General features: G+C 76.9%; 14 protein-coding genes. 7 read left to right on the top strand and 7 right to left on the bottom strand.

All coding sequences use genetic code 11. The features are described from left to right. Positions 1-62: 62 nt before the first annotated feature. From FHN55_RS13770 to FHN55_RS13750, 5 genes are all read right to left on the bottom strand, one after another. A complete protein-coding gene (locus FHN55_RS13770) occupies positions 63-347 on the bottom strand; it encodes an HGxxPAAW family protein (RefSeq protein ID WP_139712856.1) in 285 nt (94 codons plus the stop codon). 67 nt (positions 348-414) lie between these two features. Further along, the gene (locus FHN55_RS13765) at positions 415-1,089 is read right to left on the bottom strand and encodes a Trp biosynthesis-associated membrane protein (RefSeq protein ID WP_139712855.1); all 675 of its coding nucleotides are present in this window, start codon (positions 1,087-1,089) and stop codon (positions 415-417) included. After that, positions 1,082-2,620, bottom strand: a complete 1,539-nt coding sequence (locus FHN55_RS13760; protein ID WP_180357838.1) for an anthranilate synthase component I — start codon at positions 2,618-2,620, stop codon at positions 1,082-1,084. The genes FHN55_RS13765 and FHN55_RS13760 overlap by 8 nt, the downstream gene beginning before the upstream one ends. A gap of 98 nt (positions 2,621-2,718) precedes the next feature. Then, on the bottom strand, positions 2,719-3,102 hold the full coding sequence (gene hisI, locus FHN55_RS13755; protein WP_257570967.1) for a phosphoribosyl-AMP cyclohydrolase: 384 nt from the start codon (positions 3,100-3,102) through the stop codon (positions 2,719-2,721). A 42-nt stretch (positions 3,103-3,144) separates the two neighbouring features. Continuing rightward, the gene (locus FHN55_RS13750) at positions 3,145-3,618 is read right to left on the bottom strand and encodes a hypothetical protein (RefSeq protein ID WP_139712852.1); all 474 of its coding nucleotides are present in this window, start codon (positions 3,616-3,618) and stop codon (positions 3,145-3,147) included. Between the two features lie 134 nt (positions 3,619-3,752). Here FHN55_RS13750 and FHN55_RS23790 point away from each other — a divergent pair, with 134 nt between their 5' ends. The 7 genes from FHN55_RS23790 to FHN55_RS13715 all read left to right on the top strand — a co-directional run bounded on the left by FHN55_RS23790 (position 3,753) and on the right by FHN55_RS13715 (position 11,743). Further along, positions 3,753-4,562, top strand: a complete 810-nt coding sequence (locus FHN55_RS23790; RefSeq protein WP_257570966.1) for an NUDIX domain-containing protein — start codon at positions 3,753-3,755, stop codon at positions 4,560-4,562. A gap of 200 nt (positions 4,563-4,762) precedes the next feature. After that, positions 4,763-5,485, top strand: coding sequence for an NrtR DNA-binding winged helix domain-containing protein (locus FHN55_RS13740; protein WP_139712851.1), 723 nt, complete (start codon positions 4,763-4,765; stop codon positions 5,483-5,485). A gap of 27 nt (positions 5,486-5,512) precedes the next feature. Further along, a complete protein-coding gene (nadA, locus tag FHN55_RS13735) occupies positions 5,513-6,862 on the top strand; it encodes a quinolinate synthase NadA (RefSeq protein WP_139712850.1) in 1,350 nt (449 codons plus the stop codon). Next, positions 6,859-8,535 carry an L-aspartate oxidase gene (gene nadB, locus FHN55_RS13730; RefSeq protein WP_218974649.1) on the top strand — a complete coding sequence of 559 codons (1,677 nt, stop codon included), beginning with the start codon at positions 6,859-6,861 and terminating at the stop codon, positions 8,533-8,535. The genes nadA and nadB overlap by 4 nt, the downstream gene beginning before the upstream one ends. Then, the gene (gene nadC, locus FHN55_RS13725) at positions 8,532-9,497 is read left to right on the top strand and encodes a carboxylating nicotinate-nucleotide diphosphorylase (protein WP_139712849.1); all 966 of its coding nucleotides are present in this window, start codon (positions 8,532-8,534) and stop codon (positions 9,495-9,497) included. The genes nadB and nadC overlap by 4 nt, the downstream gene beginning before the upstream one ends. After that, positions 9,497-10,684, top strand: coding sequence for a cysteine desulfurase family protein (locus FHN55_RS13720; RefSeq protein ID WP_139712848.1), 1,188 nt, complete (start codon positions 9,497-9,499; stop codon positions 10,682-10,684). Before nadC ends, FHN55_RS13720 begins: the two co-directional genes overlap by 1 nt. Positions 10,685-10,732: 48 nt before the next feature. After that, positions 10,733-11,743 carry an aldo/keto reductase family protein gene (locus tag FHN55_RS13715; RefSeq protein WP_139712847.1) on the top strand — a complete coding sequence of 337 codons (1,011 nt, stop codon included), beginning with the start codon at positions 10,733-10,735 and terminating at the stop codon, positions 11,741-11,743. Positions 11,744-11,853: 110 nt separating this feature from the next. Here the strand turns inward: FHN55_RS13715 and FHN55_RS13710 are convergent, their stop codons facing one another. Then, positions 11,854-13,653, bottom strand: a complete 1,800-nt coding sequence (locus tag FHN55_RS13710; protein WP_139712846.1) for an ABC transporter ATP-binding protein — start codon at positions 13,651-13,653, stop codon at positions 11,854-11,856. Next, on the bottom strand, positions 13,650-15,605 hold the full coding sequence (locus FHN55_RS13705) for an ABC transporter ATP-binding protein (RefSeq protein ID WP_218974648.1): 1,956 nt from the start codon (positions 15,603-15,605) through the stop codon (positions 13,650-13,652). Before FHN55_RS13705 ends, FHN55_RS13710 begins: the two co-directional genes overlap by 4 nt. Between the last annotated feature and the right edge of the window lie 13 nt (positions 15,606-15,618).

Genomic DNA, 15,618 nt, shown 5'->3' with positions numbered 1-15,618 from the left:
CACGACGGAGGCCCGGTCACCAGCGTGCAGCTGGTGACCGGGCCTGCGTCGTCGTGCGCGGGTCAGCGCACCGGCGTCGGCTTGCCGTGCTGCTGCGGGTGCTGCTTCTGCCCCTTGCCGGCGCGGCTGAGGATGATGCCGGCGGGCAGGCCCAGCAGCATCACCACGATGCCGACCCAGAACAGCCACACCAGGGCGAGGACGACGGCGACCGACGCGATGGCCGAGCCCAGCAGGCCCAGGCCCGCGCCCGTCCACCCGGCGACGGAGTGCCCGTGGTCGATGTGGTCCTCGACCTCCTCGCGGCGGGCCTGCACGATCGGGTTGCTGTCGGCGTCGGTGCTCATCTCGCTCCTCGTGCTGCGGGCGGGCGCTGCGCCACCTGGCTGCGGCCCCGGGTCGGGACGTCGACGCTCATTCTGCCCGGTCCCGGCGCGGCGCGTCGGACGACCCGTCGGCGGGCCCGGGCCCGGCGTCGGCGGTGGGGTCCTCGCCGCGGCTGAGGCCGTCCCACAGGCCGGCGCGGCTCGGGGCCGCCGGGCGCGCGGCCAGCCCCGCGCTGGGCGCCTCGAACCGCTCCGAGCTGCCCCACGTGCGCCCGGCGGACAGGGCGAGCGCCCCGGAGGCCGCCACGCCGAGCGCCGGCAGCAGCGCAGCCAGCGGCCAGGCGGTGGTCCGGGCACCGGAGACCTCCCCGACGCCGGTGGCGGCGCGGGCCGCCCCCACCGCCGCGCCGACCGGGTCGGCCAGCAGCGCGACGACGGCCGCCACCGCTGCCAGCCCCGCGAGCACCAGCAGGGCACCGGCGGCGGCGCGGCCGGCGCCGCGCAGCGTCGACAGGGCCAGCGAGCCGGCCACCGCCACGACGCCGAGCGCCGGCACCGCGGCGGCCGCGTCACGACCGCTCACGGGCACGTCGGGGGCGGTGCCGCCGGGCCCCACCGGCAGCGACGCCAGCACCCAGGGCTGCGTACTGGCGGCCAGCAGCAGGCCACCCGCCACGAGGCCGAGCAGGACGACGGGCGCCCGTCCCCGCCGTCGCCGGCGTCCCGCCCCCCCGTCGGGCTGCTGGACCGGCTCGTCAGGCACCGGGCAGCGGCCTCAGCGCGCCGGCGCGGGCGACGGCGGTGAGCACCGCGGCGGCCTTGGCACGGGTCTCGGCCTCCTCGCTCGCCGGCACCGAGTCGGCGACGACGCCCGCGCCCGCCTGGACGCGGGCCACGCCGTCGCGCAGCACGGCGCTGCGGATGGTGATCGCCATGTCGAGGTCACCCGCGACGTCGAAGTAGCCGGCCGTCCCGCCGTAGAGCCCCCGGCGCACCGGCTCGAGCTCGTCGATGAGGGCCAGCGCCCGCGGCTTGGGGGCCCCGGAGAGCGTGCCCGCGGGGAACGTCGACTGCAGCACGTCGAACGCCGTCCTGCCCTCGCGCACCTCGCCGGTGACGGTGCTCACCAGGTGCATGACGTGGCTGTACCGCCACACCTCCATGAACTCGACCACCTCGACGGTGCCCGGCCTGCACACGCGCGCGAGGTCGTTGCGGGCCAGGTCGACGAGCATGAGGTGCTCGGCGCGCTCCTTGGCGTCGGCGAGCAGGTCGGCGGCCAGCTCCGTGTCCAGCTCGGGCGTCGCGCCGCGCGGCCGGGTGCCCGCGATGGGGTGGGTCATGGCCCGCCCGCCCGAGACCTTCACCAGCGACTCCGGGCTCGACCCCACGACGTCGAAGCGGCCCCCGTCGGGGTCGGCGAAGCGGAACAGGTACATGTACGGGCTCGGGTTGGTGGCGCGCAGCGCCCGGTACACGTCGAGGGCGTCGGCGGCGCAGTCGACCTCGAAGGTCTGCGAGGGCACCACCTGGAAGACCTCGCCGTCGCGGATGGCGACCTTCGCGGCCTCGACCGCGGCCTCGTAGTCCGCGGCGCTGGACGTGCGGCGCGGCTGGGCGGCGGCCGCCGCCGCGGCCGCCTCCGGGTCGAGGGTCGACACGGTCGACGGCGCCGGCTCGGCCAGCTTCGCGGCCATGGCGTCGAGGCGGGCGACGGCGTCGGCCCAGGCCTCGTCGACGCGGTCGTCGGTGCCGTCGAGGTTGACGGCGTTGGCGACCAGCAGCACGGAGGAGTCGGCGTGGTCGACCACGGCGAGGTCCGTGGCCAGGCACAGCGCCAGCTCCGGCGGCTCGGTGCCCTGCGCCCGCGGCGGGCTGGGCAGCTTCTCCCACCGCCGCACGACGTCCCACCCGAGCACGCCGACCAGACCGCCCGTCAGGGGCGGCAGGCCGGGCAGGCGCGGGGTGCGCAGCGCCGCCAGGGTCTCGCGGACGGCCAGGAGCGGGTCGCCGTCCACCGGGACGCCGGCGGGCGGGGTGCCCAGCCAGTGCGCCTGCCCGTCGCGCTCGGTGAGGACGGCGGCGGAGCGGGCCCCGACGATGGAGTAGCGCGACCACACGCCGCCGTGGTCGGCGGACTCGAGCAGGAACGTGCCGGTCTGCTCGCCGGCGAGCTTGCGGTAGACGCCCACGGGCGTCTCGGAGTCGGCCAGGAGGCGGCGCACCACCGGGATGACGCGCCGGTCCCTCGCGAGCTGCCGGAACGTCGGCAGGTCGGGCCAGGTGGCGCCGATGCTGAGGTCGGGCGCGGGCGCGGCCGCCGCGCCACCGGCCGGGGCGCTCGTCGTCGGGGTCGCCGGGGTCGCCGGGGTCGTCGGGGTCTGGGTGGTGGTCACGGGGCCGGCTCCTCGAGCAGCGGGCGGGCGTCGAAGCAGGTGCGGTCTCCGGTGTGGCAGGCGCCGCCGGTCTGGTCGACCGTGACGAGCACGGCGTCGCCGTCGCAGTCGAGGCTGACCGTGCGCACGCGCTGGACGGCACCGGAGGTGTCGCCCTTGCGCCAGTACTCCGAGCGGCTGCGGCTCCAGAACCAGCTGCGGCCGGTGGTGAGGGTGCGGTGCAGCGCCTCGTCGTCCATCCACCCGACCATGAGCACCTCGCGGGTGTCGTGGGCCTGGACCACCGCGGCCACGAGGCCGGCGGCGTCGCGCTTCAGCAGGGAGGCGACGGCGGGGTCGAGCGGAGAGCCGGTGGTCTCACCGGTGGTGGCGCTGCTCACGCCCGACATCATCCCAGCCGGGCGGCAGCACCCGGCGCGCGCTCAGGCGGTGGCGGCCAGGGACTGCGGCGCGACGGCCCCGTCGTGCTCGGGGACCTCGTCGGTGGCGCGCTCGGCGGCCACGGCCTCGTCGCGCTCGTCCGCGGCGCGGCGGCGCTGGCGCTGGCTGGCCTGCACCGCGAAGCGGACGCCGTGGTGGGGGTCCTCGGCCATGGCGCGCAGCACCTCACCGCTGGTGGTGGCGTTGCGGGCCACCGCGGAGCGCACCGCGGAGCTGGGGTCCTCGCTGAGCTTGGCGAGCAGCTTCCTGGGGACGTCGGCGCGGCGGGCGACCTGCTCGCGGACCTCCGGGTCCTCGTCGCGCGAGAGGACCCAGAGCGCGTCCGACTGCGCCGACGGGTTCTTCGCGACCCGCAGGCGCGTGGCGGCGTCCCTGCTGTGCGCCAGGGCGTCCAGCTGGTACCAGGCCGTGCTGCGCCGGCCGGCGAGCACCTGCTCGCGGGTGATCCAGAGCACCGCCGTCCTCCTCTGTGGTGCGGATGTCCCTCACATGCTGCTACCGCAACGTCACGGGCAGCGAGGTCGGCGAGTGTCATCCACCCGTTCGCGCCAGCGCGCCGCGCCGAGGGCCCGGTGCGAGGCTGGCGCGCGTGAGCGACCAGCAGGAGATGCCGACAGCACGCCCCAACGCCGCGCTGACCGCGGACGTCGTGGCCCTCCACCGCTCCGGCGGTGTCGACAGGGTGCTGCTGGTCCGCCGCGGGGCCGAGCCGTTCGCGGGCCGCTGGGCGCTGCCCGGCGGCTTCGTGGACCCCGACGAGGACCCGCAGGTGGCCGCGCTGCGCGAGCTGGCCGAGGAGACCGGGCTGGACCTCGCGGACGTGGCGCTCCACCAGCTGGGCGTCTACGGGGCGCCCGGGCGCGACCCCCGCGGCCGGGTGGTCAGCAGCGCCTGGTGGGTGCGGCTCGCCGACGGTGGCGCCCCGGCGGACGTGACCGGCGGGGACGACGCCGCGGAGGCCTCCTGGGTGCCCCTGGCGGAGGTGCTGGGTGCGGACGGGCAGGACGACGACGGCGAGGGCGGCCGCGGGCGGCTGGCCTTCGACCACGGGGCCGTCCTGCGCGACGCCCTGGCGCGCGACGCCGCGCACGCCCCGGCGCGCTCCATCGCCGTCCGCTTCGACCTGCCCGACGCCGCGGCTCTGGCCGCCTTCGACGAGCTGGTGGCGGACGTGCTGCCGGGCTTCGCCGCCGACGAGCCGGGCACGCTGACGTACGTGGTGCACGCCGTGGAGGGCGAGCCGCTGGCCCGGGTGTTCTTCGAGGAGTACGCCGAGGGCGGCCACGCCGCGCACGAGGCCAGGCCGGCGACGGCGGCGTTCCTGGACCGGGTGCGGGAGCTGACCGGCGGTGCGATCCGCGCCGAGCTGCTGGTGCCGATGGGCGCCGTGCGCCCCTGACCCCCCTCCTCGATGCGCACTCGGGTGCGCGAGTGCGCATCGAGGAGCACCTGGACCAGCACTCGGGTGCGCGAGTGCGGGTGCGTGAGGGGGTGCACCCGCGACCTGGTTCGTGTCGCTGCGACCTGAAGTGGTGTTAGTGTCGCGCTGACCTGAACGAGTCGACGTGGTGTCGGCGTCACGAGGAGCGGGGGTGCGCGGTGGGCGCGTCGCTCGACCTCGCCGTCTCCACCGTGATCCTGGCGCTGCTGCCCGGCACCACCGCGGGCTGCGGGGACGAGACCCCGCAGCTCCACCTGCCGCTGGTCCGCCGCACCCGCGAGCCCTTCGACGGCCGGTGGGCGCTGCCCGGCGGCTGGGTCACCCCCGACGAGCGGCTCAGCTCGGCCGCGCGCCGCACCCTCGCCGAGACCACCGGGCTGCGCCCCAGCTACCTCGAGCAGCTCTACACCTTCGGCGCGCCGCACCGCTCCCCCACCGGCCGGGTGGTGTCGGTGGTCTACACCGCGCTGGTCCGCGCACCGGAGGCCGCCGCCGTGGAGGTCGGCCCGAACGTGCGCTGGGCGCCGGCCGACCGGCTGCCCGACACGGTCGGCGAGCTGGCCTTCGACCACGCCGAGATCGTCGACTACGCGCTGTGGCGGCTGCGGACCAAGGTCAGCTACGCCGCCATCGCCCAGCACTTCCTCGGCGAGCTGTTCACCCTGGCCGAGCTGCGCGGGGTGCACGAGGCCGTGCTCGGGAAGCACCTCGACCCCGCCAACTTCCGCCGCAGCGTGGCCGCCTCCGGAGCCGTCGAGGCCACCGACGAGGTCCGCGCCGGCGCCGCGCACCGCCCCGCCCGCCTCTACCGCGCCGTGCTGCCCCCCGGTGGGGCGACCGGCGGCTACCCGCCCTGGCAGTCCCGTCCCGAGCTCGGCTGAAACCGTCCCGTCCGGAGGAACACAGACATGGTCTCCGTCGCCGTCACCCTCGGCCGCTCCGCGCCCACCGGCGCCAGCAGCGCGCCCGTGAGCTCCTGCGACGCGCGGCTCGCCGCCGAGCCGTTCGCCCTCGACGCCCTGCCCGGCCTGCCCGCGCCGGCCCCCGAGTACGGGCCCGGCGCCTCCGTGGTCGACACCGCGCCCGCGCACACCCCGGTGCAGCAGCAGATCCCCGAGCGCTACCGCCGCATGGAGGCCGACGAGGTCCACGCGCGCATCCGCGCCGCCAAGGACGAGCTCGGCAGCGCCGTCGTCGTCCTCGGGCACCACTACCAGCGCGACGAGGTCATCGCGCACGCCGACGTCACGGGCGACTCCTTCCTCCTGGCCCGCCGGAGCCTCGAGCGGCCGGAGGCGAAGTACGTCGTGTTCTGCGGCGTGCACTTCATGGCCGAGACCGCCGACCTGCTCACCCGGCCCGACCAGGCCGTGGTGCTGCCCAACCTCGCCGCGGGCTGCTCCATGGCGGACATGGCCGACCTCGACGCCGTCCAGGACTGCTGGGACCAGCTCGAGGCGGCGATCGGCCGCCCGCTCGACCAGCCCGGCGAGGACGGCCTGGTCGAGGTGGTGCCGGTGACCTACATGAACTCCTCCGCCGCCATCAAGGCGTTCTGCGGGGAGCACGGGGGCATCGTCTGCACCTCCTCCAACGCCACGGCCGTCCTGGAGTGGGCCTTCGCCCGCGGGCGCCGGGTGCTCTTCGTGCCCGACCAGCACCTGGGCCGCAACACCGCGACGTCCATGGGCGTGCCGGCCGACCTCATGCCCCTGTGGGACCCCCGCAAGCCGATGGGCGGCAACAGCCCCCAGGCCCTCGTGGACGCGCGCGTGCTGCTGTGGCGGGGCTGGTGCTCCGTGCACCAGCGCTTCACCACCGCGCAGATCGACGCCGCCCGCGCCGCCGACCCGTCCGTGCAGGTGGTGGTGCACCCCGAGTGCCCGCAGGCCGTGGTCGACGCCGCCGACCAGGCCGGCTCGACGGAGTTCATCATCAAGGCGGTCGAGGCGGCCCCGGCCGGTTCCTCCCTGGCCATCGGCACCGAGATCAACCTCGTGCGCCGCCTCGCCGACGCCCACCCCGACAAGACCATCACCTGCCTCGACCCGGTGATCTGCCCCTGCTCGACCATGTACCGCATCCACCCCGGCTACCTCGCGTGGGTGCTGGAGTCGCTCGCTGACCGGGAGCGCGGGAGGGCCGCTGGAGCGCCCGAGGCCGAGCTCGGCGACGTGGTGAACCGGGTGGTGGTCCAGGACGAGGCCGCCGCCCACGCGCGCACGGCGCTGGAGCGGATGCTGGCGGTCGTCCCGTGACGACCCCGGCGACGACGGCGGGCGCCGCGCCCGCCGGGCAGCGCCTGGACGTCGACGTCCTCGTGGTCGGGTCGGGGATCGCCGGGCTGACCACCGCGCTGGAGGTGCTCCGCCTCCAGCCGGGTGCGCGCGTGGCCGTCGCCACGAAGGCCGCGCTCGGCGACGGGGCCACGGCGTGGGCGCAGGGCGGGATCGCCGCCGTGCTCCTCGACGGTCCCGCTGGCCGGCCCGCGGGGGCCCCCCTCGACGAGGTGGCGCTGCACGTCGCGGACACCCTCGCCGCGGGCGACGGGCTCTGCGTGCCCGAGGCCGTCGCCGTGCTGTGCGGCGCGGGTGCCAGCGCCATCACCGCCCTCGAGCGCCGCGGGCTGCAGCTGGACCACCGTCCCGACGGCACCCGCGCCCGCGGGCTCGAAGCGGCGCACTCGCGCCCGCGGATCGTGCACGCCGGAGGCGACACGACCGGCGCCCACGTCGCCCGGGCCCTCGGCACCGCGGTGCGGGCCTCGCGGGTCGCCCTGCTGGAGCGGACCGCGCTCGTCTCCCTGGTGACCCCCGACGGCCCGGGCACCACCGTGACGGGCGCTCGGCTGCGCGGCCCGGGCGGGGAGGACCTCGTGGTCAGCGCCCGCGCCGTGGTGCTGGCCACCGGCGGCCACGGGCAGGTGCACGCGCACACGACCACGCCGCCGGTGGCCACCGGCGACGGCCTCGCGGCCGCCGTGCGCGCCGGCGCGGTGGCCCGCGACGTCGAGATGGTGCAGTTCCACCCCACGGCCGGGACCGGGCGCGACGGCCGGACCTTCCTCGTCTCCGAGGCCGTCCGCGGCGAGGGCGCCGTCCTGCTCGACGCCACCGGCCACCGCTTCACCGACGAGCTGGCGCCCCGTGACGTGGTCGCCCGCGCCTGCGCCGCAGCCATGGCCGCCCAGGGCGGGGCCCCCGTGCTGCTCGACGCGACGGGGGTCGAGGGGCTGCGGACGCGCTTCCCCGGCATCGACGCCCTCACCCGCGCCGCCGGGCTCGACTGGACGCGCGAGCCCGTCCCCGTGACCCCGGCAGCGCACTACGCGATGGGCGGCGTGCTCACCGACCTCGACGGCCGGACCACGCTGCCCGGGCTGTGGGCGGTCGGCGAGGTGGCCTCCAGCGGCGTGCACGGCGCCAACCGGCTGGCCTCGAACTCGCTGCTGGAGGGCGCCGTCTTCGGGGCGCGGGCCGCGGCGGCGGTCGTCGCCGGCGCTCCCGCCCCGACCGCCCCCGCGACCGCCGCGGACGACGTGCGGCTCGAGGTCGAGCTGCCGTCGGCCGTGCTCCCCCGCGGTGAGCTGCGGCAGCTGGTCTGGGAGCACGCCGGGCTGCTGCGCGACCGCGGCGGCCTGGAGCTGCTCACCAAGACCCTCGCCTCGCACGAGCGCACCGACCGGGAGGACCCGTCGCTCCCGGAGGTGCCCGGGGGCCCCGCGGGCCCGGCCGCGCCTCCCGGCCGGCCCGGTGCCGCTGCGGTCGCAGCGCTCGAGGACCGGGCGCTCACCGACGTCGCCGCCCTGCTGGCCGCCGGGGCCCTGGCCCGCGAGGAGAGCCGCGGGGCGCACGCCCGCACCGACCACCCCGGGCGCCGCGAGCCCGCACGCCACGTGCTGCTGAGCGCCGTCCCGGGGAGCGCCGCGTGAGCGGGTCGGTCGCGGGAGCCCTGGCCGACGTGGTCGCGCGGGCCCTCGCGGAGGACGCCCCGTGGGGCGACGTCACGAGCGAGTCGCTGCTGGCCGGGCTGCCCGGCGGCCCGGCGACCACCACCGCCGTGCTGCGGGCCCGCCAGGAGGGCGTGCTCGCCGGGGTCGGCGCCTTCGCCGAGGCCCTCGCCCAGGCGTCGCGCCTGGTGGGTGCGTCAGCGGACGGCCCCGACGCCGTCGTCGTCGAGGTCCTGGCGCAGGACGGCGACCGCATCGCGCCGGGGCAGGTGCTCGCGCGGGCGCACGGGAGCGCCCTGGCGGTGCTGCGGGCCGAGCGCGTCGCACTGAACCTCGTGCAGCACCTGTCCGGCGTCGCGACGGCCACGGCCGAGCACGTCGCCCTGGTCGCCGCGGCCGGCGGCACGGCCCGCGTGGTGGACACCCGCAAGACCACCCCGGGCCTGCGGGCGCTGGAGCGGCACGCGGTGCGCTGCGGGGGCGGCGGCAACCACCGCTGGTCGCTGTCCGACGCGGTGCTCGTCAAGGACAACCACCTGGCGGTGCTGGCGGCGGCCGGCGGCGACGCGGGCGTGACGGCGGCACTGGCCGCGGTGCGCGCGCGGGTGCCCCACACCACGTTCGTCGAGGTGGAGGTCGACAGGCTCGACCAGCTGCCCGCGGTGCTGGCCGCCGGCGTGGACGGGGTGCTGCTCGACAACTTCACCCTCGGCGACCTCCGCGCGGGTGTCGCCGCCGTGCGCGAGCACGAGCGCGCCCACGGCGGTCGCGTGCTCGTCGAGGCCAGCGGTGGCGTGCGGCGCGAGACCGTCGGCGCGATCGCCGCCACCGGCGTCGACCTGGTCTCGGTGGGCGGGCTCACCCAGGCGTCGGCGGCGCTGGACGTGGGCCTGGACGTCGGGGACGACGCCGAGGTGGCGCCCGTCCGCACCCGCACGGGCTGATGCACTACCTCGACCACGCCGCCACCTCCCCGCCGACGCGGGAGGTGCTGGAGGCCGTCTGGCCCTACCTCGTGCAGGTCACGGCCAACCCGGCGTCCGTGCACACGCCGGGGCAGCAGGCCCGCGAGGGGCTGGAGCGGGCCCGGGCCACCGCCGCGGCGGCGATCGGGTGCCGGCCCGGGGAGGTCGTCTTCACCTCCGGCGGGACGGAGTCCGACGGTCTGGCCGTGCTGGGGATCGCCCCGGCGGTGGTGGCCGCGCGCGGGCGCGATCGGCACCTGGTGACCACCGCCGTCGAGCACTCCGCGGTGCTGGAACCGGCGCGCGAGCTGGAACGGCGCGGGTGGCGCGTCGACGTCGTCGGGGTCGACGGCGAGGGCCGCGTGGACGTGGCGGCCCTGGCAGCGGTCGTCACCGAGCGCACCGCCCTGGTGTCCGTCATGCACGCGAACAACGAGGTCGGCACGGTGCAGCCGCTGGCCGAGGTCTCGCAGCTGTGCGCGCGGCGCGGGGTGGCGCTGCACGTCGACGCCGTCCAGAGCGCCGGCGTGCTCGACCTGCGCGCGCTCTGGTCACTGGGGTCCGCGGCGGGCGGGGTCGCGGCGGTGAGCGTCTCAGCGCACAAGCTGGGCGGGCTGCGCGGCTCGGGGCTGCTGGCGGTGCGGTCGGGGACGCCGCTGGAGCCGGTGGCGCTCGGCGGCGGGCAGGAGCGGGGCCGGCGGTCGGGGACCGTGGACGTGGCGTCCGCCGTGGGGCTCGCGACGGCGCTGTCCGCCGCGGCGGCGCGTCGCCCGCACGAGGTGGTGCGGCTGGAGGCGCTGCGCGGCCGGCTCGTGGCCGGGGTGCTGGCCGCCGGGGAGGAGGCGGGCGTCTCCGTGCAGCTCACCGGCGCCGCTCCCGGCCCCGGGCGGCTGCCGGGCCACGCGTCGTTCGTGCTGCCGGGGCTCTCGGGCGAGGTGGTGCTGGCCGAGCTCGACCTGGCGGGTGTGGCGTGCTCGTCCGGGTCGGCGTGCTCGGCGGACAGCGACGACGCCTCCCACGTGCTGGTGGCCATGGGTCTGGACGGCGGGCCGGCCGGCGCCGCGCGCACGTCGGTGCGCGCCACGCTGGGCTGGAGCTCCACCGACGCCGACGTCGACGCGCTCCTGTCCGCGCTGCCGACCGCGCTGGCCCGCGCTCGCCTCTGACGTCAGACCGGGTGAGCGCCGTCACACCCCACGGGGTTGGATGGGGGCATGGAGTTCAGGAAGCTCGGACGCAGCGGTCTCAAGATCTCTGAGATCACCTACGGCAACTGGCTGACCCACGGCTCGCAGGTCGAGAACGACGTCGCCACGCAGTGCGTGCGCGCCGCGCTCGACGCGGGCATCTCGACCTTCGACACCGCCGACGTGTACGCCAACGGCGCCGCCGAGGTCGTCCTCGGAGAGGCGCTCAAGGGCGAGCGGCGCGAGTCGCTCGAGGTCTTCACCAAGGTGTACTGGCCGGTCGGCCCCAAGGGGAAGAACGACGTCGGCCTGTCGCGCAAGCACGTCCTCGAGGGCATCGACAACAGCCTCGAGCGGCTCGGCATGGACTACGTCGACCTCTACCAGGCGCACCGGTACGACCACGAGACGCCGCTGGAGGAGACCATCTCGGCCTTCGCCGACGTGGTCGCCGCGGGCAAGGCGCTCTACATCGGCGTCTCGGAGTGGACCGCCGACCAGATCCGCGCCGGCCAGGCCCTCGCCACCCAGGCGGGCTTCCGCCTGGTGTCCAACCAGCCGCAGTACTCGGCGCTGTACCGGGTGATCGAGGGGCAGGTCGTGCCGACCTCCCGCGAGCTGGGGCTGTCGCAGATCGTCTTCTCCCCCGTCGCCCAGGGCGTGCTGACCGGCAAGTACCTGCCGGGCCAGCAGCCGCCGGAGGGCAGCCGCGCCACGGACACCAAGGGCGGGCAGCAGATGATCTCCCGCTGGATGCGCGACGACGTGCTCGCCGCCGTGCAGGAGCTCAAGCCGGTCGCGAACGACCTCGGCCTGTCGATGGCGGCCCTCGCGGTGGCCTGGGTGCTCCAGAACGACAACGTGGCCGCCGCGATCATCGGGGCCTCCCGGCCCGAGCAGGTCACGGACAACGTCAAGGCCTCGGGCGTGCGCCTGCCCGCCGAGGTGATGACGAAGATCGACGAGCTGCTGGGCGACGTCGTCGCGTCCGACCCGGCGCTGACCGCGGCCAGCGCGCCCTACCAGCGCCCCGCCTGACCGCACGCTCCACCCGACGGCCCCTCCATCTCGCACTGTCCGCGGCAAGTGCGAGAAGGAGGGGCCTGCTAGGCGCACTTCCCGCGGAAAGTGCGACAAGAAGGCGCGGGTCAGACGTGCTGGGCGGTCCAGGCGGCGTGCAGCCGCGAGTACGGGCCGCCCGCGTGCGCCAGCTCGGCCGCAGGCCCCACCTCCACCACCCGCCCGGCGTCGACCACCACCACGACGTCGGCGGCTTCCGCCGTGGACAGCCTGTGGGCGATGGCCACGGACGTCCGCCCGCTGAGCACGTGCTCCAGCGCCCGCTGCAGCCGCACCTCGGTGGCCGGGTCGACCGAGGAGGTCGCCTCGTCGAGGACGAGCAGGTCCGGGTCGGCCAGGTGGGCCCGCGCCAGGGCGACGAGCTGCCGCTCCCCCGCGCTGAGCCGCTCACCGCGCTGCCCGACGGGCGTGTCCAGGCCGTCGGGCAGCTGCTCCAGCCAGCGCTCGAGCCCCAGCTCGGACAGGGCGGCGGTCGCGTCGTCGTCCGTGGCCCCGGGACGGCCCAGCCGGATGTTGTCGCCGACGGTGGTGTCGAACAGGAACCCCTCCTGGGGCACCGCGACCACCCGTCGGTGCAGCGACGCCTCGGGCACGCGGCGGGCGTCGACGCCGGAGAGCAGCACGCGGCCCTCGTCGGGGTCCACCAGGCGCGTGACCAGGCGCGCCAGCGTCGTCTTGCCTGAGCCGGTCTCGCCCACCACGGCGATGCGCGAGCCGGCGGGGAGCACGAGGTCGACGCCGGTGAGCACGCGCCGGCTGGTGCCGGGGTAGGTGTACCCCACCCCCTCCAGCCGGACCTCGACCGGGCCCGCCGGCAGCGCCGCCGCCTCGGACGGCGACGGGTCGGGCACCACGACGGGGGTGTCGATGAGCTCCACCACGCGGTGCCAGCCGGCGAGGGCGTTCTGCAGCTCGTTGAGGACCTCGGTGGCGGCCTGCACCGGCATGACGAAGAGCCCGATGATGAACAGGAAGGCGAGCAGCCGGCCGAGCGTGATGTCGCCGTCGACACCCAGCAGGGTCCCGGCGACGACCACCAGCGCCAGCACGAGCCCGGAGACGAAGACGCCGACGGAGAAGGTCGACGCGGTGGCGACCTGTGCGCGCACCGCCTGCTTGCGGTGCGCCTCGACGGCGGCGTCGACCGCGCGCCAGCTGCGCTCGGAGGCGGCGTGCGCGCGGATGACGTCAGCGCCGACCACGGTCTCCGACACCGACCCGAGGAGCTCGCCCATCCTCAGCCGCACCTGCTGGTAGGCGCGGGTCACAGGCCGCTGCAGGCGCCCGCGGAACACCAGCACCGGCACGAAGCAGGCCAGCACCAGCAGCGCCAGCTGCCAGGAGTAGACGAACATCAGCACCGTGGCGAGCAGGAGCTGCCCGACGGCGAGCACCAGCACCACCATGCCGGTCTGCAGGAACGTGGAGATCGTGTCGACGTCGGAGGTGACGCGGCTGACGAGCGAACCCCGCCGCTCACCGCTCTGCGTGAGCACCGCCAGCCGGTGCACGTGCGCGAACGCCCGCGTCCGCAGGCTGGCGAGGCCCGCCTCGGTGGCGCGGAAGAGCCGGTAGTTCACCAGCCACGACGTGCCCATCGTCAGCAGGACGACGACGGCGGCCGCCGCGGTGATGAGCGCCACGCGCTCGGCGTCGACGCCTCCGGGCGCCCGGACGCCGGAGTCGATGGTCTGCTGCACCGCGACGGGCACGACGATCCGGCCCAGCGTGGTGATGCTGGCGAAGACCAGGGTCAGCCCCAGGCCCTGGGCGACCTCCGGCGCCAGCTCGCGGGCGCGCGCGACCACGCCCCGGGGCTTCGCCGGGGCGGGTGGCGCCGCTGCGGCGGGGGCCGTGGCGGTGCTCACGCGGCTCCCCCCTCACCGCTCGTGCTGGTGGCGGCGGCGCGCTCGCGCGCGGCGCGGGCGTAGGCGGAGACCAGCTCGCGGTACCCCTCGTCGCGCTCGAGCAGCTCGGCGGCGGTGCCCCGGTCCACGACCCGGCCCCGCTCGAGGTGCACCACCTCGTCGGCCAGCGCGATGGTCGCCGGGCGGGACGCGACCACCACCACGGTGGTGCCCTGCTCGCCGTCGAAGGAGGCGCCCAGCCCGTCGAGCACGGCGCGCTCGACGGCGGGGTCGAGCGCGGAGGTGGCGTCGTCGAGGACGAGCAGCCGCGGACGCCGCACCAGCGCCCGCGCGAGGGCGAGCCGCTGGCGCTGCCCGCCGGACAGCGACGCGCCGCGCTCGCCCACGCGGGTGTCGAGGCCGTCGGGCAGGGCGGCGACGAAGCCGTCGGCGCGGGCCAGGCGCAGCGCGGCCCACACGTCGTCGTCGGAGACGTCCAGGCCGAGCGCGACGTTGCCGCGGACCGTGTCGTCGAAGACGAACGTCGACTGCGGCACGAGCGCCGCGACCCCCGCCAGCTCTCCCTCGGCGAGCTCGCGCACGTCCACGCCGTCCAGCAGCACCTGCCCGGACGTGGGGTCGACCAGGCGCACGAGCAGCCCCGCCAGCGTCGACTTGCCCGAGCCGGTGCCACCGACCAGCGCGGTGGTGGTCCCGGCGGTCAGGTCGAGGTCGACGCCCGACAGCACGGGACGGGGTGCTCGAGGTGCCCGAGGGGCACGGGCGGCGGACGCGCCGGCGGGCGTGCCGCGGCGCGCGTCGTCGTCGGGGTCGTCGTCGTCGGCGTCGGTCGGGTCGGGGACCGGCACGGGGTGGTGGTGCTGGAGGTCGCGCGTGGCCGGCGCAGCGGGCGCGGCGGTGCGGTCGGGACGCAGCCCGCCCCACGCGGTGGTGGCGCTCTCGCGCAGGACCGCCTGCAGGCGGGCGTCCCCGGCGACGGTGCGGGGCAGCTCGGCGAGGGTCCAGCCGATGGCGCGCACGGGGAAGGCGAGGAGGCTGAGCATGTACGCGACCTGCACGATGTCGCCGACGTCCGCCGAGCCGTTCGACGCCCGGACCGCCCCGACGGCCAGCACCAGCAGCGTGCCCAGCTGCGGGAGCGCCTCGATGACGGGGTCGAAGGCGCCGCGGGTGCGGCCCGCCGCCACGTTCGCGTCGCGCAGGCGCCCGGCCTCGCGGGCGAAGCGGTCGACCTCGCCGTCGGCGAGGCCGAGGGTCTTGACCACCAAGGCGCCCTCGAAGCTCTCGTGCGCCACGGCGGAGACCTCCCCCCGCAGGCGCTGCACCCGGCGCACCTTGGGCGACATCGCCCGCGAGTACGCGGCGTTGGCCACCACGAGCGCCGGCACCACCACGAGCCCGATGCCGCCGAGCACCGGGTCCGCCGCGACCATCGCCGCGCCCGCCACCCCGATGAGGACGACCACGCCGAGCGCGAACGGCAGCACGGCCATGGCCTGCCAGGTGGCCTCGACGTCGGAGGCGGCCGTGGCCAGCAGGCGCCCGGCGGGGTGGGAGTGGTGCCAGCTCAGCGGCAGGTCGAGGTAGCGGCGGGCGAGCAGGCGGCGGTAGCGCGCCTGCAGGCCGTACATGGTGGCGCCGGCGAAGATGCGCCTCAGGAGCACGCCGACCACGGTGACCGCGGTGATGGCCAGCAGGGTGGCGCCGGCGAGCCAGACGTCGCCGGTGGTGACGGACGCCGACGAGCCGGGGGTCAGGGCGGGCACGACGACGCCCTCGGTGACGCGGCCGACCATCCAGCCGCTGCCGGCGGTGCCGACGCCGTAGACGACGCTGCCGAAGACCGCCCACGCGAAGGGGCGCGGCTCCTCGCGGGCACCGCGGGCGAGGACGGCCAGGCCGGGCAGGAACGTGCCGCGGGGACGTTGAGCTGGACTGGCGGTGGGACTCACGGGCGGCTCACTC

The organism is Streptomyces sp. NP160, assembly GCF_006335115.1.
Lineage (GTDB): Bacteria > Actinomycetota > Actinomycetes > Actinomycetales > Quadrisphaeraceae > Quadrisphaera.
Note: the sequence above shows the minus strand (reverse complement) of the source record. Positions and strands in the feature narration are given on the sequence as shown.